This is a genomic window from Pseudomonas sp. PsB (assembly GCF_043658375.1).
Lineage (GTDB): Bacteria > Pseudomonadota > Gammaproteobacteria > Pseudomonadales > Pseudomonadaceae > Aquipseudomonas > Aquipseudomonas putida_Z.
The window spans coordinates 15,769-37,719 of sequence record NZ_JBIGLU010000018.1 but is presented as its reverse complement, the minus strand read 5'-3'; the positions used below and the strand labels follow the sequence as shown (position 1 = coordinate 37,719).

19 protein-coding genes are annotated in these 21,951 nt (G+C 65.2%); 8 read left to right on the top strand and 11 right to left on the bottom strand.

All coding sequences use genetic code 11. The annotated features are described in order from the left end of the window. Positions 1 to 48: 48 nt before the first annotated feature. Positions 49 to 924: an AEC family transporter gene (locus ACGLHT_RS19975; RefSeq protein ID WP_025339272.1), complete on the bottom strand. Its 876-nt coding sequence runs from the start codon at positions 922 to 924 to the stop codon at positions 49 to 51. Between the two features lie 425 nt (positions 925 to 1,349). On the opposite strand from ACGLHT_RS19975, the gene ACGLHT_RS19970 reads away from it, so the two are divergent. Continuing rightward, a complete protein-coding gene (locus tag ACGLHT_RS19970; protein ID WP_274120575.1) occupies positions 1,350 to 2,654 on the top strand; it encodes an MFS transporter in 1,305 nt (434 codons plus the stop codon). 531 nt (positions 2,655 to 3,185) lie between these two features. Here ACGLHT_RS19970 and ACGLHT_RS19965 read toward each other — a convergent pair. From ACGLHT_RS19965 to ACGLHT_RS19930, 8 genes are all read right to left on the bottom strand, one after another. Next, positions 3,186 to 4,148 (bottom strand): D-glycerate dehydrogenase, encoded by a 963-nt coding sequence (locus ACGLHT_RS19965; RefSeq protein WP_013972765.1) that lies wholly within the window; start codon positions 4,146 to 4,148, stop codon positions 3,186 to 3,188. An 11-nt stretch (positions 4,149 to 4,159) separates the two neighbouring features. Beyond that, positions 4,160 to 5,452: an MFS transporter gene (locus ACGLHT_RS19960; RefSeq protein WP_023663526.1), complete on the bottom strand. Its 1,293-nt coding sequence runs from the start codon at positions 5,450 to 5,452 to the stop codon at positions 4,160 to 4,162. 57 nt (positions 5,453 to 5,509) lie between these two features. Next, positions 5,510 to 6,460 carry a sugar kinase gene (locus ACGLHT_RS19955; protein WP_024087185.1) on the bottom strand — a complete coding sequence of 317 codons (951 nt, stop codon included), beginning with the start codon at positions 6,458 to 6,460 and terminating at the stop codon, positions 5,510 to 5,512. Next, complete coding sequence (locus ACGLHT_RS19950) at positions 6,453 to 7,241, bottom strand: TIM barrel protein (protein ID WP_024087186.1); 789 nt, start codon at positions 7,239 to 7,241, stop codon at positions 6,453 to 6,455. The genes ACGLHT_RS19955 and ACGLHT_RS19950 overlap by 8 nt, the downstream gene beginning before the upstream one ends. A gap of 70 nt (positions 7,242 to 7,311) precedes the next feature. Beyond that, on the bottom strand, positions 7,312 to 8,331 hold the full coding sequence (gene ptxS, locus ACGLHT_RS19945; RefSeq protein WP_274120576.1) for a transcriptional regulator PtxS: 1,020 nt from the start codon (positions 8,329 to 8,331) through the stop codon (positions 7,312 to 7,314). 272 nt (positions 8,332 to 8,603) lie between these two features. Next, complete coding sequence (locus ACGLHT_RS19940; protein WP_024087188.1) at positions 8,604 to 9,848, bottom strand: cytochrome c; 1,245 nt, start codon at positions 9,846 to 9,848, stop codon at positions 8,604 to 8,606. 12 nt (positions 9,849 to 9,860) lie between these two features. Then, positions 9,861 to 11,645, bottom strand: coding sequence for a GMC family oxidoreductase (locus ACGLHT_RS19935; RefSeq protein WP_274120577.1), 1,785 nt, complete (start codon positions 11,643 to 11,645; stop codon positions 9,861 to 9,863). A gap of 3 nt (positions 11,646 to 11,648) precedes the next feature. Then, the gene (locus tag ACGLHT_RS19930; RefSeq protein WP_024087189.1) at positions 11,649 to 12,389 is read right to left on the bottom strand and encodes a gluconate 2-dehydrogenase subunit 3 family protein; all 741 of its coding nucleotides are present in this window, start codon (positions 12,387 to 12,389) and stop codon (positions 11,649 to 11,651) included. A gap of 441 nt (positions 12,390 to 12,830) precedes the next feature. Between ACGLHT_RS19930 and ACGLHT_RS19925 the strand changes: the two genes are divergently transcribed. The 7 genes from ACGLHT_RS19925 (at position 12,831) to ACGLHT_RS19895 (ending at position 20,475) form a co-directional block, all read left to right on the top strand. Next, the gene (locus ACGLHT_RS19925; protein WP_023662458.1) at positions 12,831 to 14,159 is read left to right on the top strand and encodes a hypothetical protein; all 1,329 of its coding nucleotides are present in this window, start codon (positions 12,831 to 12,833) and stop codon (positions 14,157 to 14,159) included. Positions 14,160 to 14,191: 32 nt separating this feature from the next. After that, on the top strand, positions 14,192 to 16,429 hold the full coding sequence (locus ACGLHT_RS19920) for an Ig-like domain-containing protein (protein WP_274120578.1): 2,238 nt from the start codon (positions 14,192 to 14,194) through the stop codon (positions 16,427 to 16,429). Positions 16,430 to 16,444: 15 nt separating this feature from the next. Then, positions 16,445 to 16,918, top strand: a complete 474-nt coding sequence (locus ACGLHT_RS19915) for a curlin (protein ID WP_025339292.1) — start codon at positions 16,445 to 16,447, stop codon at positions 16,916 to 16,918. A gap of 16 nt (positions 16,919 to 16,934) precedes the next feature. Then, the gene (locus tag ACGLHT_RS19910) at positions 16,935 to 18,380 is read left to right on the top strand and encodes a curlin (protein WP_274120579.1); all 1,446 of its coding nucleotides are present in this window, start codon (positions 16,935 to 16,937) and stop codon (positions 18,378 to 18,380) included. 279 nt (positions 18,381 to 18,659) lie between these two features. Continuing rightward, a complete protein-coding gene (gene alkB, locus ACGLHT_RS19905; RefSeq protein WP_274120580.1) occupies positions 18,660 to 19,307 on the top strand; it encodes a DNA oxidative demethylase AlkB in 648 nt (215 codons plus the stop codon). Positions 19,308 to 19,476: 169 nt separating this feature from the next. Further along, the gene (locus ACGLHT_RS19900; RefSeq protein WP_075045331.1) at positions 19,477 to 19,764 is read left to right on the top strand and encodes a hypothetical protein; all 288 of its coding nucleotides are present in this window, start codon (positions 19,477 to 19,479) and stop codon (positions 19,762 to 19,764) included. A gap of 96 nt (positions 19,765 to 19,860) precedes the next feature. Further along, positions 19,861 to 20,475 (top strand): Yip1 family protein, encoded by a 615-nt coding sequence (locus ACGLHT_RS19895; protein ID WP_075045332.1) that lies wholly within the window; start codon positions 19,861 to 19,863, stop codon positions 20,473 to 20,475. Between the two features lie 19 nt (positions 20,476 to 20,494). Here ACGLHT_RS19895 and ACGLHT_RS19890 read toward each other — a convergent pair whose 3' ends face one another. After that, the gene (locus ACGLHT_RS19890; protein WP_025339297.1) at positions 20,495 to 20,755 is read right to left on the bottom strand and encodes a DUF1652 domain-containing protein; all 261 of its coding nucleotides are present in this window, start codon (positions 20,753 to 20,755) and stop codon (positions 20,495 to 20,497) included. A 184-nt stretch (positions 20,756 to 20,939) separates the two neighbouring features. Continuing rightward, positions 20,940 to 21,869 carry a DNA-3-methyladenine glycosylase gene (locus ACGLHT_RS19885; RefSeq protein WP_274120581.1) on the bottom strand — a complete coding sequence of 310 codons (930 nt, stop codon included), beginning with the start codon at positions 21,867 to 21,869 and terminating at the stop codon, positions 20,940 to 20,942. Positions 21,870 to 21,951 lie beyond the last annotated feature (82 nt).

Genomic DNA, 21,951 nt, shown 5'->3' with positions numbered 1-21,951 from the left:
CGCAGTACCTGTGGGAGCGGGTTTACCCGCGAAAGGGCCGGTACAGACTTACATCCACCAGGCCAGCACCACCGGCAACCAGGCAAACGACAACACCGTGGAACACATCACCAGGTTCGCCACCTGCTCCGGCTCGCGGTTGGCGCGCACCGCCATCAGGTAATTGAACACCGCCACCGGCATCGCCGACTGCACCACCAGCACCGCACGCTCCAGGCTGCCCATGCCCAGCGCCGCACCTACCGCCCAGCCCACGGCAGCGCCCAGGCCAATGCGCAAACCGCCCAGCAGCATGCCGCTGCCCACATGGCGCAGGCGAATGCTGGCCAGCGACACGCCCAGTGTGAGCAACATCAGCGGGATGGTCATGCCGCCCAGCAGGTCTGCGGTATTGGCCAGCCAGCGCGGCAACTCGAAATCGAGAAAGATGATCGGCATGGCGCCGGCCAGGCTGATCACGATGGGGTTGCGCAGCAGTGCCTTGAGCGAAGCCGCAGTACCGGAAATGGCCATGCCGAGGGTGAACTGCACGATCGACAGGGTCAGGAAGAACGCCACGGCCAGGGCCAGGCCGTGTTCGCCAAAGGCGTACAGGCTGATCGGCAGGCCCATGTTGCCGGTGTTGGGGAACATGAACGCCGGCAACAGCACACGCCAGTGCATGCCCGAAGCGCGGCACACCAGCAAGCCGGCCAGGGCCATGCCCAGGGTGCACAGCAGGCAGGCCATGGCCATGCTGGTGAAGGCGGTCGGGTCCAGTTCGGTGCGGCTGAGCGTGGACAGCACCAGCGACGGGGTGCCGACGGTCATCACCACCCGGGCGATGAATTCGGTGGGATAGTCCAGGCCCTTGCGGGCCCAGGCATAGCCGATGCCGGCGACGATGAAAACCGGGGCCAGGACTGCGAACAGCGAAGCGAACATGGGGGCCTTCCTTGGGGGTGGGCCCCGCATTATGCCGCAGTCTGCGGGATTGCCGGGGCTGCTTTGCAGCCCAATCGCCGGCAAGCCGGCCCCCATAGGTACTGCACAATGCTTGAGGTCGATGCAGTCGAGGTGGGAGCTGGCTTGCCGGCGATTGGGCCGCAAAGCGGCCCCGGGATGTCCGCCCAAGACGCATTCGTGTCGCCCACAGACTGCGGCGTCTCGTCGCACACCCAAGCCCCTTGGGCAAAACCGCGCAAGCCCGTAGAATCGCGCTTCCTTTTCGCCCGTCGCCTTGAACGGTGGCAACCGGCAACGTCGCATCCAGCCCAGGCACATCCGTGCAGCCACTCGGCCCCGTTCGGGTCGAGCCGGTGTGCGCGTCCGAAAAGGCGCTCATTCCGCTCATCCAACTAGAGGTACCTATGTCTCCGCGTTTGCTGGCCATGGCGCTGGCGCCCCTGCTCGGGCTGTTCATCATTGCCCTGGGCAACGGCTTCATGTCTTCCCTCACCACCCTGCGCCTGGGCGCTGCCGGCGAATCAGCCACCACCATCGGTGTGGTCTCCTCGACCTACTTCATCGGCCTGACCCTGGGTGCCATCTTCAACGACCGGCTGATCCTGCGCATCGGCCATATCCGCGCCTATACCAGCTTCGCCTCGCTGATCGCCGTGACCATCCTGCTGCAAGGCCTGTTCTACGACGTCACCTGGTGGTCGGTGCTGCGCCTGATCAACGGCTGGGCGGCAGTGGGCGTGTTCCTGGTGATCGAAAGCTGGCTGCTGCTGGCCGGTGACGCCAAGATCCGCGGCCGCTTGCTGGCGCTGTACATGATTGCCTTCTACGGCGCCGGGGTCATCGCCCAGGCCGGCCTTGGCGAAATCACCCAGATGGGTGACACCGCACCGTTCATGCTGGCCGGCGTGCTCGCCGCCCTGTCGGTACTGCCCATCGTGATCCTGCCGCGGGTGTCGCCACTGCTGGACCAGGTCGAACCGCTCAAGCCGCGCCAGTTGCTGGGCGTTGCGCCGTCGGGCCTGGTCGGCTGCTTCGGTTCGGGTGTGGCCATTGCCGGCATCTATGCCTTGCTGCCGCTGTACCTACAGCGCATCGGTCTGGATGTGGGCGAAGTCGGCAACATGATGGCCTGGGTGATTCTTGGTGCCATGCTGCTGCAATACCCGGTCGGACGCTGGTCCGACCGCAAGGACCGCCAGGATGTGCTGATCGCCCTGGCCGCGCTGTGCGTGCTGCTGTCGCTGGTCACGGTGTTCCTGCCGTCGGACTCGATCCTGCTGCCGGCGATGCTGTTCCTGCTGGGTGGTGGCGTGTTCACCCTGTACCCGGTGGCGGTCAGCCATGCGGCCGACCGGGCGCCATCGGATGCACTGGTGCCGATGATCCAGGGCCTGCTGCTGATCAACTCGCTGGGTTCGGCCATGGCGCCGGTGGCCATTTCGCCGATGATGACCGAGTTTGGCGAGGCCGGGTTGTTCTGGGCCTTTGCCGTGGTCAACCTGGCCATGGTGTGCTTCTTCATGTGGCGTCGTGGCAAGCGCCCGGCGGCAGAGCACCCGGCCCCGTTCACCGCTTCGACCACCTTCTCGCCGACCGGTGCCGAGCTGCGGGTGACCGAAGACCTGATGCATGCGGCGCAGGAGCACCCGCCGCTGGAGCCGGTGGAGAGTGCTGCGCCAGCGCAGGCGCAACGTTCAGAATCGCATTGACTCCGGGGGCTGCCCTGCAGCCCTTTCGCGACACAAGGCCGCTCCCACAGAAACCCCACCAGCTGAAGGAATGCGCGGTACCTGTGGGAGCGGGTTTACCCGCGAACACCGGCGTAGCCGGTGCCATCCACCGCGTCGCCTGCTTCGCGGGTAAACCCGCTCCCACAGGGACTCCACCAGCCGAAGGAATGTGCCGTACCTGTGGGAGCGGGCGTAGCCGGTGCCATCCACCGCGTCGCCTGCTTCGCGGGCATGCCCGCTCCCACAGGATGCCCACCAGCTGAAGGAATGCGCCGTACCTGTGGGAGCGGGCGCGCCCGCGAACACCGGCGCAGCCGGTGCCATCCACCGCGTCGCCTACTTCGCGGGCATGCCCGCTCCAACAGGATGCCCACCAGCTGAAGGAATGCGCGTTACCTGTGGGAGCGGGTTTACCCGCGAACACCGGCGCAGCCGGTGCCATCCACCGCATTGCCTGCTTCGCGGGTGAACCTGCTCCCACAGGGGCCGCGCAGGTTTGTTGATCTGGCTTCAGCCATTCACCAGGTTGGCCGGACGCTCACCAGCCAGGGCACTGAGCAGGTTGTCCACCGCACAGCGCGCCATGGCCTGGCGGGTTTCCTCGGTCGCCGAGCCGATATGCGGGGTCGCCACCACGTTGTCCAGCTGCAACAACGGCGACTGCGCCGGCAACGGCTCCTGCACGAACACATCCAGGCCGGCGCCGCGGATGCGCCGGGCACGCAACGCTTCGATCAGCGCCGGCTCATCCACCACGCGCCCGCGGGAAATGTTCACCAGGATTGCCTGCGGCTTCATCAGCGCCAGCTCCCGCGCGCCGATCAGGCCTTCGGTGCTGGCACTCAGCGGCACGGTCAGGCAAACGAAATCCGCCTGCTGCAACAGCTCGTCCAGGCTGCATTGACGCGCAGCATGGCGCGCCTCCACCTCTGGCTTTGCACGCTGACTGTGATACAGCACACGCATGCCAAAGCCGGCCGCGGCGCGCCGGGCCAGGGCCTCTCCGATGCGGCCCATGCCGACGATGCCCAGCGTCTTACCGTGCACATCACTGCCGAAATGCGCCGGGCCGAGGTTGGCCTGCCAGCTCCCGTCTCGCACCCAGTTCGCCAGCTCCACCACCCGCCTGGCGGTGGCCAGGATCAAGGCAAAGCCCGTGTCGGCGGTGGTTTCGGTCAGCACGTCGGGAGTGTTGGTCAACATCACGCCACGCCGGCTGAGTTCGGCGATGTCGTAGTTGTCGACACCGACCGAAACGCTGGACACCACTTCAAGCTGTGGCGCCAGGTCGAGCAGGCTGGCATCCAGGCGCAGGCTGGCCCCCAGCAGCCCGTGCGCCCCCGGCAAGGCATCGCGCAGACGGGCCAGGCCATCGGGCTGGGAGGTATCCACCCAGGTCACCTCGACGCGCTCTTGCAGGCGTGCCATCAAGTCGTCGGACAGGCGTTTGTACAGGACGATTCGCTTCTTCATTGCACAGGTTCCTAATGGTTCATGGCCAGACGCGAGTTGCCGCGCTTGGCCCGGCCGGATGTCTGGGAAGTATTGAGTGCGGCGGTAAGCGCCACTGCGGCCAGCAGCGCACCGCACATGAACAGGTAGGAGGCACCAGGCCCGCCGGTGACGCCATTGAGGTAACCCACCAGCCACGAGCCACCGAACGAGCCCAGCGCGCCCATGCTGTTGATCAGTGCCATGGCACCACCGGCGACGTTGGCCGGCAGGATCTCGGGCACGATTGCGAAGAACGGGCCATAGGGTGCGTACATGCAGGCGCCGGCGACCACCAGCAACGCGTACGACAGCCAGAAGTGCTCGGTGCCCAAGGCGTACGAGCCATAGAACGCGACGGCGGCGATCAGCAGTGGCGGCCAGACGAAACGCTTGCGCTTCTGCAGGCGGTCGGACGCCCACGACACACCGACCATGCCCAGCACCGCCGCCAGGTAAGGTACCGACGACAACCAGCCGGCCTGCACGATGTCGAGGTTGGCCGCCTGCTTGAGGATCGACGGCAACCACAGCACGAAGCCATACACACCGATGCTCCAGCAGAAGTACTGCAGCGAAAGGATGATCACCTGCGGCGAGCGGAACGCCTCGCGGTAGTTCTTCACCGGCTTGATACCTTGCTGCTCGGCAGCCAGCGCCTGTTCCAGGGCGGCCTTTTCCTGCTCGCTCAGCCAGTTCACCTGGGCCGGGCGGTCATCCACCAGGCGCCACCAGAAGAACGCCCAGATGACGGCGGGCAGGCCTTCGATGATGAACATCCAACGCCAGTCGTAATGCTTGACCAGGTAGCCCGACACCACCGACATCCACAGGATGGTCACCGGGTTGCCGAGGATCAGGAAGGTATTGGCGCGCGAACGCTCGGCGCGGGTGAACCAGTGGCACAGGTACACCAGCATGGCCGGCATCACCGCCGCCTCCACCACCCCGAGCAGGAAGCGGATGGCGATCAGCATGTAGACGTTGCTGACCACGCCGGTGAGCGTGGCAAGGCCGCCCCAGAGTATCAGGCAGACAAAGATCAGCTTCTTCACACTGCGCTTTTCGGCATAGATGGCACCGGGCACCTGGAAGAAGAAGTAACCAAGGAAGAACAGTGCCCCCAGCAGCGAAGACAGTGCGGGGGTGATATGCAGGTCTTCAGCCATGCCGGAAGCGGCGGCGAACCCGTAGTTGGCGCGGTCCAGGTACGCCAGGCTATAGGTGAAGAACACGATCGGGATGATGTACCACCAGCGGCGAGGTGCCAGGCTTTGGCTTTGCATGGTTCGTTTCTCCTGAGCTTTTTGTTTTTGTTGCAACAGGTGTTTCGGGTCAAGTGTTCAGGCGCTTCTGCGCAGGTCGTGGGCTTGCAGCTCATGGCGCAGCGGCAGCCCTTCCATGTCGCCACGCGACTGCACGGCGCGGCTGCCGCACCAGTTGCCACGCGCCACTGCCTCGGCTACCGGGTGGCCCTCCAGCAGCGCACTGAGCACGCCGACGGCAAAGGCATCGCCAGCGCCAACAGTGTCTACCACCTGGCTGACCGGCACTGGCGCCACTTGGCCTTCGCCCTTGGCGCTGCGGAAGTAGGCACCGGCGTCGCCCAGCTTGATCACCACCAGTTCCACCCCTTGGTCGAGGTAGAAAGCGGCGATGTCTGCCGGGGTGTGCTGCCCGGTCAGCAGGCGGCCCTCTTCCAGGCCTGGCAGCACCCAGTCGGCCTTGGCCGCCAGGGCATTGACTTCGCGCACCATGCTGCTCTGGTCAGGCCACAGCGAGGGGCGCAGGTTGGGGTCGAACGAGATGCTGCGCCCGGCGGCACGCATGGCGTCCATCAACGCATGGGACAGCGCCCGGCAGCCGTCCGACAGCGCCGGCGGGATGCCGGTGGCGTGCAAGTGGCGGGCCTGCAGAGAACCCGGGCGCAGCAGCGCCGGCGACAGCCGGCTGGCCGCCGAGCCACGGCGGAAGTACTCCACCGCCGGGTCGCTGCCGTCATCGCAGCGGGCCTTGAGCTGGAAGCCGGTGGGGTAGCTGCCATCTACCTCGACACCAGAGCAATCCAGCCCTTCGCGGCGCAGGCTGTCGAGCACGAAACGGCCCAGCGAATCGTCGCCCACCCGGCTCAGCCAGCGGACCTTGAAGCCCAGCCGCGCCAGGCCGATGGCCACGTTGCTGTCGGCGCCGGCAATGCGCTTGCCGAACTGGCCGACACTGGCCAGGTCGCCGGCCTGCTCGGCGACGAACATGGCCATGGTCTCGCCGAAACACAACACGTCATGCTCATGCATGGCTCAGCTCCTCGCTCGATACGCCCTGCCCCAGCGCCGCCAGGTCGCGCACCTGGGCACGGGTCAGCGCCAGCAGATCGTCGCTCACCAGCGGGTACTCGACAGCGCGTACCACGCCAGGGGTGAACTCGGCCATCAGCTCGGCCCACTCCTGCAGGTCCGATGCCTCTGGCGGTACGGCAACCAGGCGCCCATCGGCCCGGCACTGCACGGCCTTGCAGTGCACATAGCGCACCCAGCGGCCCAGCTGGCGTGCGGCATGTCGGGCAGGCTCGCCCTGCCACTGCCAGTTACCGATGTCGAAGGTCATGCCCAGGGTCAGCCCGAGCTCGTCGGCGCGCTGGAAAAACTGCTGCAGGGGTTCGATCCGTCCACCATGCGCGGTCTGGTCGTTCTCCACCAGCAGCAATGGCCCATGCGCCGGCAACAGCGTCGCCAAGGCCGCGACGTCACAGCCCGCATGGTAGTGGCCCAGGGAAACCTTGAGCGCGACCGCGCCAAGGGCGCGGGCAGTTTCAAGCTTCTGCGCCAATTGCGGGTCAGGCACGCCTTGTGCGGTCCACAGTTCCAGGGGCGTGGAATACAGGCACTCCAGGCGTAGCGCGGCAATGGCTGCAGCCAGCGCTGCAGTGTCCGGCGCACCAGTGAACAGTTCTTCGCGCAGCTCCACGCGGGTAACGCCGGCGGCAGCCAGCAGGTCAAGGAACTGCTCCTGGCCACGTTGCCGGACAAAGTCGGCACCGTAGCTGGAGAGGCTGATGGAAACGGGGTTCGAGTGCATTGTTCTTGTCCTTATGAAACCGGTTTCAATTTTTTTTGATGACAGCAGACACGCAGGTGCCTGCCTGTGATTACTGTGGCTGGGTTGAACCTCGGATGATCAGCTCGGCCTTGAAGTCGATACGCCGGGCTGCCCCGCTGTCGCCGCGCAGGCGGCCAAGCAGACTCTCGAATGCCGCCACGCCGATTCGCTCGGTGGGCTGGGCCAGTGCAGTGATGCCGCTGCCGACCAAGGGGTACCAGTCGAGGTCGTCGAGGGCGATCAGCCCGACGTCCACGAACAGATTGCGCCCGGCTTCGTGCAGGGCCCGGGTCACGGCCAGGGTGGCGACACCGTTGAAGGTAAAGATGGCCTGCGGGCCATGGCCGTTGCCGGCGAGGAACGCAGCCAGCTGGTCATCCAGCCCGGCGCCGATTTCCAGCACCTGCTGGCGCATCCCGGGGCGACGGCTGACCGAGGTGCCGAACGCCTGTACTCGCTCCAGGCGCGAGCTGGTGCCATCGAGGGGTTCGGTTACCGCCAGGATGTCGCGGTAGCCTTGAGCTTGCAGGTGGTCGAGGGCCTGCTCGACCGCGTCGGCATTGTCCAGGCCAACCAGGTCGACATTCAGTTCGGGCAACTGGCGGTCGACCAGCACCATGGGGATGTAGCGCTGCAGGTTGAGCAATTCGCCGGGGTGATGGCCAAGCGTGTTCACGATCAGCCCTTCGACGTTGTAGGACTGCAGGGCCACCAGGTGGTGACGCTCCTGCTCGTCGTCGCGGTTGGTGTTGCACACCACCAGGCTGTAGCCATGCTGGCGGCAGGCTGTTTCCACGCCATGCATCACGGCCACTGAATAGGGGTTGAGGATATCGGCCACCAGCATGCCGATCAGGCGCGTCTGGCCGCGCTTCAGGCCACGGGCCATCTGGTTGGGGCGGTAACCGAGGCGCTCGATGACCTCTTCCAGGCGCTTGGCGGTGGCTTCGGCGAGCAACTGGCGGTCACCGCCGATGTAACGGGAGACGGTGGCCTTGGAAACGCCAGCGACACGCGCTACTTCGCTGATGGTGACCCGTTCGCGGGCATGGGCAGGCGCGTCGGTCATGGGCTGTCCTTATGATTGTTGTGATAGCGATGAAACCGGTTTCAATACAGCAAAATCGCACGCGTTCGTCAACATGCCGTTGGTCGGGAGTGCGATATCCACGCACAGTAAATGCAATAATAGTGCTCTTTAACTAACTGATAAATATAGAAAAATAAATGCAAAACCCTGTGGGAGCGGGTTCACCCGCGAATGCGATTTTGAATGTGCCGACGCATTCGCGGGTAAACCCGCTCCCACAGTGGATTGGGGGTGCAGACAGGGGAATGCAGTTAACGGAGGGATTTCACGTCACTGGCAGTGACGGCACTGCCCTGGTTACCCCAACTGGTGCGAATGAAGTTCACCACCTCGGCAACCTCCTGGTCACTCAGGCGCCAGCCGAACGCCGGCATGGTGAAGTTCGACGGTGCCGCGTGCGTCGCCGGCACCGTGCCCCCCGCCAATACTACGTGGATCAGCGATGTGGCATCCGCCGTCTGCACCACCGGGTTGCCGGCCAGGGCCGGGAACACGCGGGTATAGCCCTGGCCATCGGTACGGTGGCAGGCCGCGCAATTGTCGATGTACACCGCCGCCCCGGGCTTGCTGTCGTCACCCTTCCATAGCGCATCCGCCACCTGTTTGTCGTACACGTGCGGCTGGTCGTCAGGGTTGCTCGGTGGCAGCGTCTTCAGGTAGCGGGCGATAGCGGTCAGGTCGGCGTCGCTCATGTGTTGCATGCTGTGCTCGACCACGTCGCTCATGCCACCGAACACGGCGCTGCGGTCGCTACGGCCAGTCTTGAGAAACTGCACCAGCTGCTCTTCGCTCCAGCTACCCAGGCCGTCCTTGTGGTCGCCACGCAGGTTCTTGGCAATCCAGCCTTCCAGCGGTGCACTGCCAGCCAGGAACTGCTCGCCCTCCTGTGGGCTCAGTGCCTTTTCCTGCATGGTCAGCGCCCGCGGCGTATGGCACGCACCACAGTGCCCCAGGCCCTCGACCAGGTATGCACCGCGGTTGACCACCGGGTCGGCCGCCGCCGATGCCTGCCAGGGCTTGGCCTCTGGCGCGAACAACCCGCGCCAGACCGCCAGCGGCCAGCGCATGCTCAGCGGCCAAGGGATATCGGTGGCCTTGTTCGTCTGCTCGACCGGTTCCACGCCCTTCATGAAGTAGGCATACAGCGCCTGCATGTCCTGCTCGCTGACGCGCGCATAGGACGGGTATGGCATGGCGGGATACAGGGTGCTGCCATCCTTGCCGATGCCCTTGCGCACCGCCTGGTCGAAGTCTTCGAAGCTGTACTGGCCGATACCACTGGCCGCCGGGGTGATGTTGGTGGAGTACACCGTGCCGATCGGTGTTTCCATCGGCAGCCCACCGGCGAACGGCTTGCCGCCCTTGGCGGTATGGCAGGCGACGCAGTCGCCGGCGCGGGCCAGGTACTCGCCCTGGCGCACCTGCGCATCGTCATTCGGCGCAGCCTGTGCAGCCACGCTGGCACCCAGCAGGGTTGCGATCAACATTGTCTTCATGCGCATCGCTCCTCAAGCCTGAACCAGCGGGCCAGGGTTTTTCAGGTACTGCTCGCGGATGGCGCGGGCCGACCAGTAGGTCAGCGCAGCCACCAGCCCGGTCGGGTTGTAGCCCAGCCCTTGGGGGAACGCCGAAGCCCCCGGAACGAACACGTTGTGCACGTCCCAGCTTTGCAGATAGCGGTTCAACGCACTGGTCTTCGGGTCGGTGCCCATGATCGCGCCGCCGTTCAGGTGGGTGGTCTGGTAGCTGGCGGTGTTGAAGTGGTCCTTGACCTTCTTGCCCAGCACCGCAATGGTCTTGGGGTTCATCGCCTGGGCGATCTTGCTCAGCTTGTCGACCATGAACTGGTTCATCCTGATGTCGTTTTCCTGCCAGTCGAAGGTCATGCGCAGCAACGGCTGGCCATAGGCGTCGCGGTAGGTCGGGTCGAGGTCCAGGTAGTTGCCACGGTAGGACTGATGGGCACCATGCGCGTCCATCGACACCTGGTGGGTGTAGTAATCGGCGGTGGCCTTCTTCCAGGCGCTGCCCCAGGCCGGTGTGCCAGGCGGGATGGCGCCGCCGGCAATCGGCCGTGTGCCGGCCTGGTTCACCCACATCGGCGAGCCACCGACGAAGCCGTGCGGGCCATGGTCGAAGTTGTCGGCGTTGAAGTCATCGATGGCGATGCCGTTGCCACCGGCGCCGATGAAGTTGTTGGTGTAGGTGTCCTTGTCGAAGAACGCCTTGACCGTGCCCATGTTCTGGTAGGCGAAGTTACGCCCGACCACGCCTTCGTTCCTGATGGGGTCGTACGGTTTGCCGATGCCGGACAGCAGCATCAGGCGTACGTTGTTGAACTGGAACGCCGCCAGGATCACCAGGTCCGCCGGCTGCTCCACTTCCCGCCCCTGGGCGTCGATGTAGGTGACGCCGGTGGCCTTGCGCTTGCTGTCGTCCAGGTTCACCCGCAGCACATGAGCGTTGGGCCGCAATTCGAAGTTCGGCACCTGACGCAGCGCCGGCAGGATGTTCACGTTGGGCGAGGCCTTGGAGTACATGTAGCACACGTAGCCGCTGCAGAAACCGCAGAAGTTGCATGGCCCCATCTGCGCCCCGTACGGGTTGGTGTACGAGCCGGAGGTGTTGGCCGAGGGCAGGTTGTAGGGCTTGTAGCCCAGGCTGGCCGCCGCCTTTTCGAACAGCCTGGCCGACACCACGTTTTTCTGCGAAGGCAGCGGGAACGGGCTGGAACGGTCTGGCGCATAGGGGTTGCCGCCCTTCCCTTCGCCAACGACCTGGCCGTTGACGGTCCAGGCCTGGCCAGAGGTACCGAACACCTTCTCGGCGAAGTCGAAGTGCGGTTCCAGTTCTTCGTAGCTGACCCCGAAGTCCTGGATAGTCATGTCTTCGGGGATGAACTTGCGCCCGTAGCGTTCTTCGTAGTGGCTGCGCATGCGCAGCTCCATAGGGTCTACCCGGAAGTGCACGCCCGACCAGTGCAGGCCTGCGCCACCTACACCTTTGCCCGGCAGGAAGGCACCGAGCTGGCGATTGGGCAGCGCCACGTCGTTCATGCCGTGGCGGATGGTGACGGTCTCTTTGGACACATCGACGAACAGCTTCTTGCGCACGCTGTAGGTCAGTTCGTCGATCACCTGCGGGTAGCTGCCTTCCGGGTAGGTGTCCTGCATCGGCCCCCGCTCCAGGGCCAGCACTTGCAGCCCCGCCTCGGTCAGTTCCTTGGCCATGATCGCGCCGGCCCAGCCGAAGCCCACGATCACCGCGTCCACTTTCTTCATCACGGTCGTCATGCCTCAGGCCCTCTCGCCACGGATCGAAACAGCGGGGAACGGGTAAGGCTCGTTGCGCTCGACCCAATCCATGAAATCGGCACGGGCGCCGGGGAAGCCGATCTGGGTCCAGCCGACCATGCCTTTGTTGCCGCCATGGATCGGGTCGCAGAAGAACCCTTCACGGGTGTTCTGCACCAGCAGGCTGAAGAACACCTTGGCTGGCACGGCGTCGAAAACCAGCTCTCCAGCCTCGATCTTGCTGAGAATGCGGTCTCGGGTAGCGCTATCTTGCGCAGCAAAAACTTGCCCGGAATTGGCCTTGCACCAGCCATCCACGGCGGCGATGCCCAGGCGGTAGATCTGTTGCGGGCTGAGTTGCAGCTGGTACCCCAGTTCGGGCGCGGCGTCGGCCTTGAAAGGGCCTTGCATGTACCACTGCGCGCCAGTTGCGTAGGGGGTGTTCATCTGCCGGTCGATGAATTCGGCAGCGCCGGCTTCAAGTGCGCCAGGGCCAAGTTCGTCGGCCGGGATGATGCGCGAGACGGCAGCCTGCACGAAGGCCCACTCCTCGGCAGTGAAGAAAGTCGGCTGGTAGTTGCCCACAGGCGGCGTGGCCGGCACTTTGGGCTCGTGTTGCGGGGCCGCAAGCAGCTGACTGGCACCCACGCCAAGCCCCGTGCTGGCCACTGTGACCACAGGGATCAAGGTCAAGGTCTTGCGCAGAAAGTCCCTGCGCGGATTGTCGGGGGCATGCTCAGGCATTGCGAATCCTCATCGGCTGTGTGCGGCCTTGAAAAGCGCCATCTGATTTTCAATATGGGGGGGTCTTGATGGGCCATCAAAAAAACAGCCGGATAATCTAGCGCGTTCAGAAATGTTTTGAAACCGGTTTCAGGCTTGATTTCAAAGGGCTGCCCGGGCTTTGCGGCCGGCCGGCCTTGGCTGGCTACATGGGTATTCGCCGCAAGACCGCACCTACAGGGCCGCGTTCACGCAATTGATTGGGTCGGTACCACCTGCCCCAGTCCCCAACCTTGGGGACACGGTACCCAACGGCCCACCCCCTGCAATCGCCCTTGCAAGAGAAATGGATCCCTTGCCCTGCAAGGGCTGCAGCACATTTTTTCTGCCTTGGCACGCCTATTGCCGATCTCCTGCCAGACGCCCCAAGTCCATGGGCCCGTTTGCAGGAGGAAATGTCTCATGCACCGACCGATACCCCACCCGCTGGCATTGGCCATTTTCGCCGGCATGCTCCAACTCCCGGCGCAGGCTGCCTTGAACGCTGTCGATCCAGGCGCCTATGTTCCCGCCAACGGTGGTTTCCCAGCCTGGTACCAGGACAGTCACGGTCGTACCCTTGACCTGTGCCTGACAAAGGCGGTCAGCTCGCGTGTGCCTGGCGCACCCGGCGCACCTTCGTACATGTGCACGCTGCTGCCCACCCCCGGCGTGTTCGACGATACCCAACCCATCGTCTTCCCCACCAACTTCCCTGACGAAGCTTTCTGGTTCACCGCCGATGCCGCCATCGTCGACGCCACTCGCGGCATCGACCTCAGCTACGGCACCGCGATCGAAGCGGCATTTGCCGCCGAAGAACCGGTCGACGGCGACCAGGTCAGCTTCGCCCGGGTGCGTATCCGGGTCGACGTGCCAACCGCCGGCACCTACGTGGTCACTCACCCCTACGGCGTCGAAGTGTTCGACGTACCTGCGCCCGGGCGCCGGGCGATCAACATGACCCGCGACATCGGCATTGCCGGCGCAGGCGACTTCACCGGCGCCCTGAAAGGCGATGTCGGGCCGTTCCTGCGCAGTGTCAACGGCCCCTACACCGAAGGCAGCGAGCGCTTCATCGGCGACCCGAACCTGGAAGAACGGGTGACCGGCAGCCCCTTCAATACCAACTACGTGCGCATCGAAGGCCCCGGCGGCATCGACCTGCGCACCGAGCTGTTCGCGGTTTCGGGCAAGCTTTCCGAAGTGACCCTGCCAACCCCGCTGATGCCGCAACGCAGTACCTACTCGCGGCATACCGAGAACGGCGACCTGCGCGCCCAGCAGGACATCTTCGTGATGGCCCCGCCGCCACCGGCCAGCGTCACCCTGACCAGCCAGACACCCAACCTGAACCTCACCGAGGCCAACGGTACCGGTGCCTGGTACGCCCAGTCGGTGCTCGACCCGGCCGCCGGGACGATCCTGACGCTGACCGCCGACAACAGCGTGGCGATCCCTGCCAGCAGCCTGACCACCGCCAATGTACCGCTGACCGACCTGGTCGTTATCACCCAGGCCCAGTTCCGTCTGTCCACCGGCGAGCTGACCTTGGTGGCCAGCACCAGCGACGAAACCACGCCGCCAGTGCTCACCGCACACACCGGCAACGGCGCGCTGATCGGCAACCTGAGCGGCACAGGTGCCGTGAAGACGCTGAGCACCAGCCTGTCGCCGATCCCGCCGGCCAAGGTGCAGGTCACCAGTACCAACGGCGGTAGCGACACCGAAGACGTGGTGCTGGTGCCATGAACAGACAAAGGCTCAGCCTTCAAGGAGGCAGCATGAACACTTGGTCGCGCCGTGCGCTGTTGGCCGCCGGTTTCTCCCTTACCGTTACCAGCGCCGCGTTTGCCGCGCTGTCCGATGTCGACCCGGGGCCCTACACCTTCGCCACCGGTGGCTATCCGATGTGGTACAAGGACAGCCTCGACCAGTCCCTGGAGCTGTGCCAATCCCGTGCTACCAGTACGCGTGCGCCAGGCGCGCCGGGGGCACCGGCGTACATGTGTACCTTGTTGCCCGAGCCTGGCATCTATGACGATGCCCTGCCGCTGGTGTTCCCGGACAACTGGCCGCCCGAGATGTTCTGGTTCCTGGCGGAAACCGCCATTCCGCAGGTCGGCAACAGCGGCTATGAACTGGAGGTTTATGTAGCCGGGGTGGAGGCTGCCTTCGCCGCCGAAAACCCTGTCGATGGTGACCAGCAAAGCTTCGCCCGGATCCGCATCCGTGCTTCGGTCCCAAGTACCGGTACCTACACCATCACCCATCCCTACGGGGTGGAGACGGTCAACGTCACCACGGCGGGGCGTCGGGCGATCAACATCACCCGGGACATTGGCATTGGCGCACCAGGCAACTTCCGGGGAGCGCTGGCGGGGGCGATCGGCCCTTGGCTGAAGGGTGTTGGCGGGCCTTACACCGAGGTCAACCCCGATACCGGCGCCATCGAAACCTACATCGGCGACCCCAATATCACCGAGGCGGTGACCGGCAGCCCCTTCAATACCAACTTCGTGCGCATTCAAGGCCCCGCTGGCACCATCCAGACCAACACCTTCACTGTTTCAGGCAAGGTACTCGACCAACGGGCCCAGACCCCGGTCAGCCTGGAACGCGCCACCTATTCGCGCAATGCCACCGGCACCCGTACGGAAGTGTTCGCCAAGGCGCCCAGCACAGCCAGCCTGTGCATGCGCAATGGCATTGCCTTGGTCGGCACCCCGCCTTCGCCGTGCCAGTACACCCTCACCGCCGACAACAACGGGCTGTTCTTCCACCAGCAGTTCGGCCAGGAAGCACCGCCTGCAGTGGTGGTGGTCACCGCCAGCGACAGCGCCGGCGGTACCCAGCCGACCGCGCTGTCGAGCAAGCTCACCGACGTGGTCAAGGTCGGCACCGCACGCTACGACTGGGCCAACAAGCGCCTGTTGATAGAGGCCCGTTCCAGTGACGAAGTGGCGGTCCCGGACCTGATCGCCCAAGGCTACGGTCGCCTGTCCAAGGCGGGCACGCTGCAGAGCCTGACCGTCAACGACGTGCCGCAGCCACCAGCCACCATCACGGTGAAATCGGCACGCGGCGGCAGCGATGTCGAACCGGTAGTCGTGGTCGGCAACGCGCCGGTCGAGGCGGCCAACCAGCCGCCGCTGGCCCAGGCCGATACCGGCAGTACCAGCGTGGGCATCCCGATCACCCTCAACCTGCTGCAGAACGACAGCGACCCGGATGGCAACGTACCGCTGACCATCAGCGACCTCACCCAGCCCGGTACCGGTCTTGGCGGCGTGGTGATGAACGGCACCACCTCGGTCACCTACACCCCGCCAGCCGGGGCCACGCAACCCGTGGTGGCCACCTTCAGCTACCGGGCGGTGGACGCCAAGGGCCTGAAGTCGGAACCGGCTACTGTCACCATCAACGTAGCGCCCAACCGGGCACCAACCGCCAACCCGGAAACCGTCGCCACCTTGGGCGTGCCATTGACCATCAACGTGCTGGCCAACGACACCGATCCGGAAGGCAACGTGCCGCTGACTGTCCCTGCTGCTTCCCTCACCCAGCCGGCTGTCGGCCGGGGCACCGTCAGCACCAACGGCACCACGGTGACCTACACCCCACCGGCCACGGTGACCACCGCCTTCACCACCACCTTCACCTACCAGGCTCGTGACTCGCTGGGGGCGCTGTCCAACCCCAGCACCGTCACCGTCAACGTGTCGCCACGGCCCGCCGCCGAAACCTTCGCGGTCACGGCAGCCACGGTCACGGCACGCTCCAACAACCGTTACAACTGGGACCTCAGCGGTACCTCGTCGGTCACCACCGGCAACACCGTCACCGTGCGGGTTACCACCACTACCGGCGTGCAGACCCTTGGTACCGCCACGGTAGCGCTGACCGGCCGCTGGCGCCTGGCGGTGAGCAATAGCACCACGATCATCCCGACTGCGGCACCGACGGCGACGATCACCACCAGCCAGGGCACCACACGCACCGTCAACGTAACCGTGCAGTAAAGGCCGGAGGTTGCAATGAAACGCCTGTACCCCCTGCTGCTCGGCCTGGCCCTGGTGGGCCAGGCCTGCTGGGCCGACGACCTGCTGGACAATGCCGACCTCGCGCCCGGCAACGACCTCGGCGACCCGGTGATCATCCGCCTGCTGCCGGCCGGCGCCGGCCAGGCTGCGGTGATCGAGCAGCAAGGCGCGGGCAACCGCGCCGCCCTCGACCAGAACGGCCAGGCCCTGCTGGGCCGCATCGTCCAGGCCGGAGGCGCGCAGGAAGCGTACATCTTGCAGGAAGGTAGCGACCTGATGGCCATCATCAGCCAACAGGGAAATGGCAACAGCGCGTCGATCCGCCAGAGCGGCAGCAGCAACAGCGCGGCCATTGAGCAGATCGGCAACGACAACAGCGCCAGCATCGTGCAGTCCGGCACTGGCCTCAACAGCTCCGTGACTCAGGCCGGCAATGGCCAGCACGTTCAGATCACCCAATACCGATAGACCTGGAGGCACCCCCATGTACAAGCTCGCTCCGTTAAGTGCCGCTATCGTCCTGGCCCTTGCAGGTCAGGCCATGGCTGCTGACAGCACCTCGTCCCAGACCCAGGACGGCAAGGAAAACATCGCCGAAGTCAGCCAGTCCCTGGCGCCATACGCCTCGGCCACCCAGACCCAGACCGGCAAGGGCAACAACCACCTGGCGGTGCAATCCGAGAGCACCAGCGATATCCAGCAGAGCGCCAACGGCCAGTACAACGCCGGCTACGCCGACCAACTGTTCGAGAACGGCAGCCAGGTCACCCAGCACGCCAGCGGCAGCTACAACGATGCCTTCGTCAGCCAGTCGCTGGGCCTGGGCAACCAATCGCTGCAAACCCAGCAAGGCGCCGAAAACACCTCGACCGTGTGGCAGGACAGCCAGGAAGGCAGCAAGGCCACCACCTGGCAATCCGGCCAGCGCAACGAGGCCTTCATCGAGCAGACCTTTGGTGGCAGCAACAACAGCAGCATCATCAACCAGACCGGCCAGGACAACTACGCCGCCGCCGAGCACCTGAGCTACGTCGATGGCGATATCCAGGTCTACCAGGATGGCAAGGGCAACTGGGCGTATGGCGACCAGCGCGACGGCACCGGCGGCACCATCGGCATTGGCCAGTACGGTGGCGGCAACTCGGTGGAAGTGTGGCAGGACAACCAGACCGCCAGCCAGGCATCGGTAACCCAGTCCGGCCAGATGAACGAAGGCTATATCGACCAGAGCTTCGGCATGAACAACAAGGTCAGCCTGTCGCAACAGGGCACGGCCAACGCCAGCTGGTCGGACCAGTTCGAGACCAACAACTCGACCACCACCATCACCCAGACCGGTAGCAACAACGTGCATTTCACCTACCAGAACGGTGAAAACCTCAACCTGACCATCAACACCAAGGGCAATGGCAACAGCGTCACTGCCAGCAACTGGAAAGGCGCCAAGATGGGCGGGCAGTTCGGTACCAACCAGAACGCCACCATCAACCAGAACGGCAATGGCAACGGCGCCAACCTGACCCAGAACGGTGACAACCAGCTGGCCACGCTGACCCAGAAAGGCACCGGCAACCAGATGGAGACCAAGCAGGCCGACATGAACAACGAGCTGTACTTCGAACAGAACGGCACTGACAACATCCTGATCGCCGACCAGCGTGGCACCGAAAACTATGCCTACGGCAACAGCCAGGGCACCGGCAACGTCATCAACCTGGACCAGTCCGGCTACAGCAACCAGAGCTACACCAACCAGCTGTACGGTGGCGGCAACGAAGCCACCATCAAGCAGGTTGACAGTTACAACGTCGCCTACGTGACCCAGGGAGGCCAGGGCAACAAGGCGTACGTCGACCAGAGCGGTGTCACCCAGACCGCGACCATCAGCCAGCTGGGCAGCGCGAACGTGGCCACCGTGACCCAGCAGTAGATCGCTCCCCCCTTGAACCGCGGTGCTCCTCTCCCTGGTGCCGCGGTTCCTTTTTATTCCTGTCACAACTCCTTTTTTTTTATTGATTTAGCGAGGGCCTTGTAGGAGCAGCCTTGTGCTGCGAAGGGGCCGGCAATGGCCATACATATCTGTTGCCTGCACCGGCCTCTTCGCAGCACAAGGCTGCTCCTACAAAGCGGGGCGTCTTGTCCACCCGCGAATAGGCCAAGCCTGCCAAGCGCATTACAATGGTCCTCAACCAAGCCGCTACCCAATCCCATGATCCAGTCCGACCTCGACCTGTTCGACCCCCAGCCGCAACGCCTGGCCAGTCACACCGTGCTGCTGCCCGGCTTCGCCCTGGCCGAGATCGAGCCTCTGCTCGATGCCCTGCGCCCGGTGCTGCGTGCCGCGCCGTTCCGGCACATGCACACCCCAGGCGGCCTGCGCATGGCGGTAGGGTTGACCAACTGCGGCACGCTAGGTTGGGTCAGTGACGAACACGGCTACCGCTACAGCCCCTGCGACCCGCTCAGCGGCAAACCCTGGCCCGCCCTGCCCCCCGTGTTGCTCGAGCTGGCCAACCGCGCCGCGGCCATGGCCGGGTTCGACGGCTTCGTGCCGGATGCCTGCCTGGTCAACCACTACCTGCCGGGCACCCGCCTGAGCCTGCACCAGGACCGCGACGAGCAGGACTTCGGCCAACCGATCGTGTCGGTGTCGCTGGGCTTGCCGGCGGTGTTCCTGTTCGGTGGCCTGCAGCGCGCCGACAAGACCCAGCGCATCCCGCTGAGCCATGGCGATGTGCTGGTCTGGGGTGGAGGGGACCGCTTGCGGTTTCACGGCGTGCTCCCGATCAAGCCCGGCGTGCATCCGCGCCTGGGTGAACGGCGGATCAACCTGACCTTGCGCAAGGCCGGTGGCTGAATCGGACCAACGGCCCGCCACCCGGCGCAAACAGGATGAACGCGCATGAAACACGTTGAACATCTTGGCCAGGCAAGCTTCAAACGATATGCCATGCCCTCTTCAGCCTGGAGCCCGCCATGCCCTGCCAGCCCTGTTCCCCAACCCCTCACAGCGGAGCCGCGCGCCCATGAAAATGCCCTGCCGCGCGCCCAATTCCTCACTGCAACTCGATTACGTACGCGACACCCTGTTCGGCCCGGTGGCACAAAGCGTGGAATGCCAGTGCCAACTCGCCGCCCTCAACCTGCAAGGCCGCCCGGGCCTGCGCCTGCACATCTGCCCGCCGCTGCCCGACAAGGTCGACCGTGCCCACAGCGTGGCCTTCGTCTGGGACGGGCGCAGCTACCACGGTGTGGTCCGCGACCAGGGCAAGTGCGGTGATGGCGGCCTGAACCTGCTGCTGGAACTGCTGTAAGACGATCAACGGCGATCAACCCGGCTGAACCCACGGGGCGCGTCACGTCTCCATAGCAAAAGGGCCCATGCCTGCCGGAGAACGCGGAGAACGCCAATGAACAGTCCGTTGCTCAAGCTCTTCACTCACCCCGCCGACGCCTGGCTGGATATTCGCCGGGCCGAGGAAGACCACCCGCAGCAATATCTGCCGCGCCTGCTGGCCCTGGCATTGATCCCCGCGGTGTGCCTGTTCGTCGGCACCACCACCTTCGGCTGGAGCCTGGCGGCCGAGGAGCGGGTGCGCCTGAGCATGGCCAGCGCCGCGCAACTGGCGGGCCTGCTCTATGCCACCACAGTCGTCGGAGTGATGTTGATGGGCACGATGATCCGCTGGATGTCGCGCGGTTTCGATGCGCAGCCCAGCCTCAACCAGTGCATCGGCTTTGCCGCCTACTGCGCCACGCCATGGTTCTTTGCCGGGGTGGTCGGCCTGCTGCCGATCCGCTGGCTGGCGCTGGCGGCGCTGCTGGCTGCCTCGGCCTATGCCAGTGTGTTGCTGTATGGCGGGTTGCAGACCTTTCTGCGCCTGAAGAAGGAACAGGCCATGCTGTTCGCGACCTGCGTGTGGGGGGTGGGGTTGCTGCTGCTGGTGACCATCCTGGTGGCGATGATCCTGTTCTGGTTCAACGGCCTGATGCCGGAATATGTGCGCCCGGCCAGCCTGGGCTGACCGGGGCGCGGCAGGCGCCTCAGGCGATCGCCTTGAGTGGCGCCGGGTGGCTGTCACGCAGCGCGTGCAGCTGCCCCACCAAGTTGACTAGGTCGCGGCAACTGTTGAGGCTATGCAGGGGGACCCCGCTCAGGGTCACGCCCTCGTCGAGACTCTGGCCCTGACCCAGGCGGATGGTCAGGTTGGCGCCGTCCGTGCAGCTGACTTCGCAACGGTCGGGCAGGCAGGCCTGCTCGATCATCTGCCGCATTTCTAGCATCGAAACTCCTATCAACGACATGGTACGACCCTCTCTTTGGGATGGCCTGTTGTGTGAGTACGCCTTTGTCGGGCGAGGCGCCAATTGATATTGCGCATGCCGGGGCAGGCGTCCATGCGCCTGGGCAATGATCATGCGGGGAATCCTCTAGCACCTTAGTGGAAGATTGCCTGTGCAGGCCGAGTGTTCGAACGCAATGGCAGACTTAGCGACGAGCGGTGCCGGCAGGCCCCAGCGATGCCCACAGATGCTGCGCCGCATAGGCTCGCCACGGTCGCCAGGCCAGGGCTCGTTGCGCCAGTTGGGCGTCGTCGCCTTCGAGCAGGCGCAACGCCTTGACCAGCGCCACGTCGCCCAGCGGCAAGGCATCGGCCGCGCCGGCCTGGCGCAACGCCAGGTAGTGCGCGCTCCAGGGGCCGATCCCCTTGAGTTGGCACAGGTTGCGCAGCAGTTGATCCAGCACTTGCCCGCGGCGTAGCAGCCCGGGTTCGGCCAGCAAGGCACTGGCCAGCGTGCCCAGGGTGGCGGCGCGCGCCCGCGGCATGCCCATATCCTCGAACTGCGCAGCCGCCAATACCGGCAGCGCCGGAAACACGTGGCTCAGGCCCGGTGCGGGCCAGCGCAAGGGCACGCCGTGGCGTTGCACCAGGCGGCCGGCCAGGGTCATGGCACCGGCCACACTGACCTGCTGGCCCAGCACAGTGCGCATGGCCTGCTCGCAGGCGTCCCAGCCTTGTGGCACGCGCAGGCCCGGGCGCTCCTGTAGCAGGCGGGCCATCAGCGGATCGCGGGACAGTTCGGCATTGATGCGCGCGGGGTCGGCATCGAGGTCGAAGACCCGCCTCAGCCTGGCGGTCAGGCCGGGTAGCGCGTGGGCCGGGACGCCCTCAAGGCGGACCCGCAGGTACTGGCTGCCCGAAGGTGTGGCGTGCAAGACGGCGTGGCGGCCGGCAATTACCAGGGTACGGCGGTAGGTGCCGTCGAGGCAGGTCTCGATGCCGGGGATGCAGCGGGCAGCGAGGAAGGCCAGGGTCGAGGGCCAGTGGTAAGGGGCGCGGTAGCGCAGCCACAGGGTGTGGTGGCCGGGGGTGGGCAAAGATCGGCGTACGGCGTGCAGGGGGGTGAGCTTGGGCATGGGGTGATCATGCCAGTAATGCCAATGGTTTCAATCCGGACGTGGCTTTTGAGTGCTGGGGGCGCTCTGCGCCCCTATCGCG

Bases quoted from the DNA above. Each gene is read 5' to 3' on its own strand.
- ACGLHT_RS19920 (WP_274120578.1), top strand. From the start codon at position 14,192: ATGAACACTTGGTCGCGCCGTGCGCTGTTGGCCGCCGGTTTCTCCCTT.
- ACGLHT_RS19935 (WP_274120577.1), bottom strand. From the start codon at position 11,645: ATGACGACCGTGATGAAGAAAGTGGACGCGGTGATCGTGGGCTTCGGC.
- ACGLHT_RS19890 (WP_025339297.1), bottom strand. From the start codon at position 20,755: ATGTCGTTGATAGGAGTTTCGATGCTAGAAATGCGGCAGATGATCGAG.
- alkB (WP_274120580.1), top strand. From the start codon at position 18,660: ATGATCCAGTCCGACCTCGACCTGTTCGACCCCCAGCCGCAACGCCTG.
- ACGLHT_RS19930 (WP_024087189.1), bottom strand. From the start codon at position 12,389: ATGCCTGAGCATGCCCCCGACAATCCGCGCAGGGACTTTCTGCGCAAG.
- ACGLHT_RS19970 (WP_274120575.1), top strand. From the start codon at position 1,350: ATGTCTCCGCGTTTGCTGGCCATGGCGCTGGCGCCCCTGCTCGGGCTG.
- ACGLHT_RS19910 (WP_274120579.1), top strand. From the start codon at position 16,935: ATGTACAAGCTCGCTCCGTTAAGTGCCGCTATCGTCCTGGCCCTTGCA.
- ACGLHT_RS19960 (WP_023663526.1), bottom strand. From the start codon at position 5,452: ATGCAAAGCCAAAGCCTGGCACCTCGCCGCTGGTGGTACATCATCCCG.
- ACGLHT_RS19900 (WP_075045331.1), top strand. From the start codon at position 19,477: ATGAAAATGCCCTGCCGCGCGCCCAATTCCTCACTGCAACTCGATTAC.
- ACGLHT_RS19955 (WP_024087185.1), bottom strand. From the start codon at position 6,460: ATGCATGAGCATGACGTGTTGTGTTTCGGCGAGACCATGGCCATGTTC.
- ACGLHT_RS19885 (WP_274120581.1), bottom strand. From the start codon at position 21,869: ATGCCCAAGCTCACCCCCCTGCACGCCGTACGCCGATCTTTGCCCACC.
- ACGLHT_RS19975 (WP_025339272.1), bottom strand. From the start codon at position 924: ATGTTCGCTTCGCTGTTCGCAGTCCTGGCCCCGGTTTTCATCGTCGCC.
- ACGLHT_RS19925 (WP_023662458.1), top strand. From the start codon at position 12,831: ATGCACCGACCGATACCCCACCCGCTGGCATTGGCCATTTTCGCCGGC.
- ACGLHT_RS19915 (WP_025339292.1), top strand. From the start codon at position 16,445: ATGAAACGCCTGTACCCCCTGCTGCTCGGCCTGGCCCTGGTGGGCCAG.
- ACGLHT_RS19965 (WP_013972765.1), bottom strand. From the start codon at position 4,148: ATGAAGAAGCGAATCGTCCTGTACAAACGCCTGTCCGACGACTTGATG.
- ACGLHT_RS19895 (WP_075045332.1), top strand. From the start codon at position 19,861: ATGAACAGTCCGTTGCTCAAGCTCTTCACTCACCCCGCCGACGCCTGG.
- ACGLHT_RS19940 (WP_024087188.1), bottom strand. From the start codon at position 9,848: ATGAAGACAATGTTGATCGCAACCCTGCTGGGTGCCAGCGTGGCTGCA.
- ACGLHT_RS19950 (WP_024087186.1), bottom strand. From the start codon at position 7,241: ATGCACTCGAACCCCGTTTCCATCAGCCTCTCCAGCTACGGTGCCGAC.
- ptxS (WP_274120576.1), bottom strand. From the start codon at position 8,331: ATGACCGACGCGCCTGCCCATGCCCGCGAACGGGTCACCATCAGCGAA.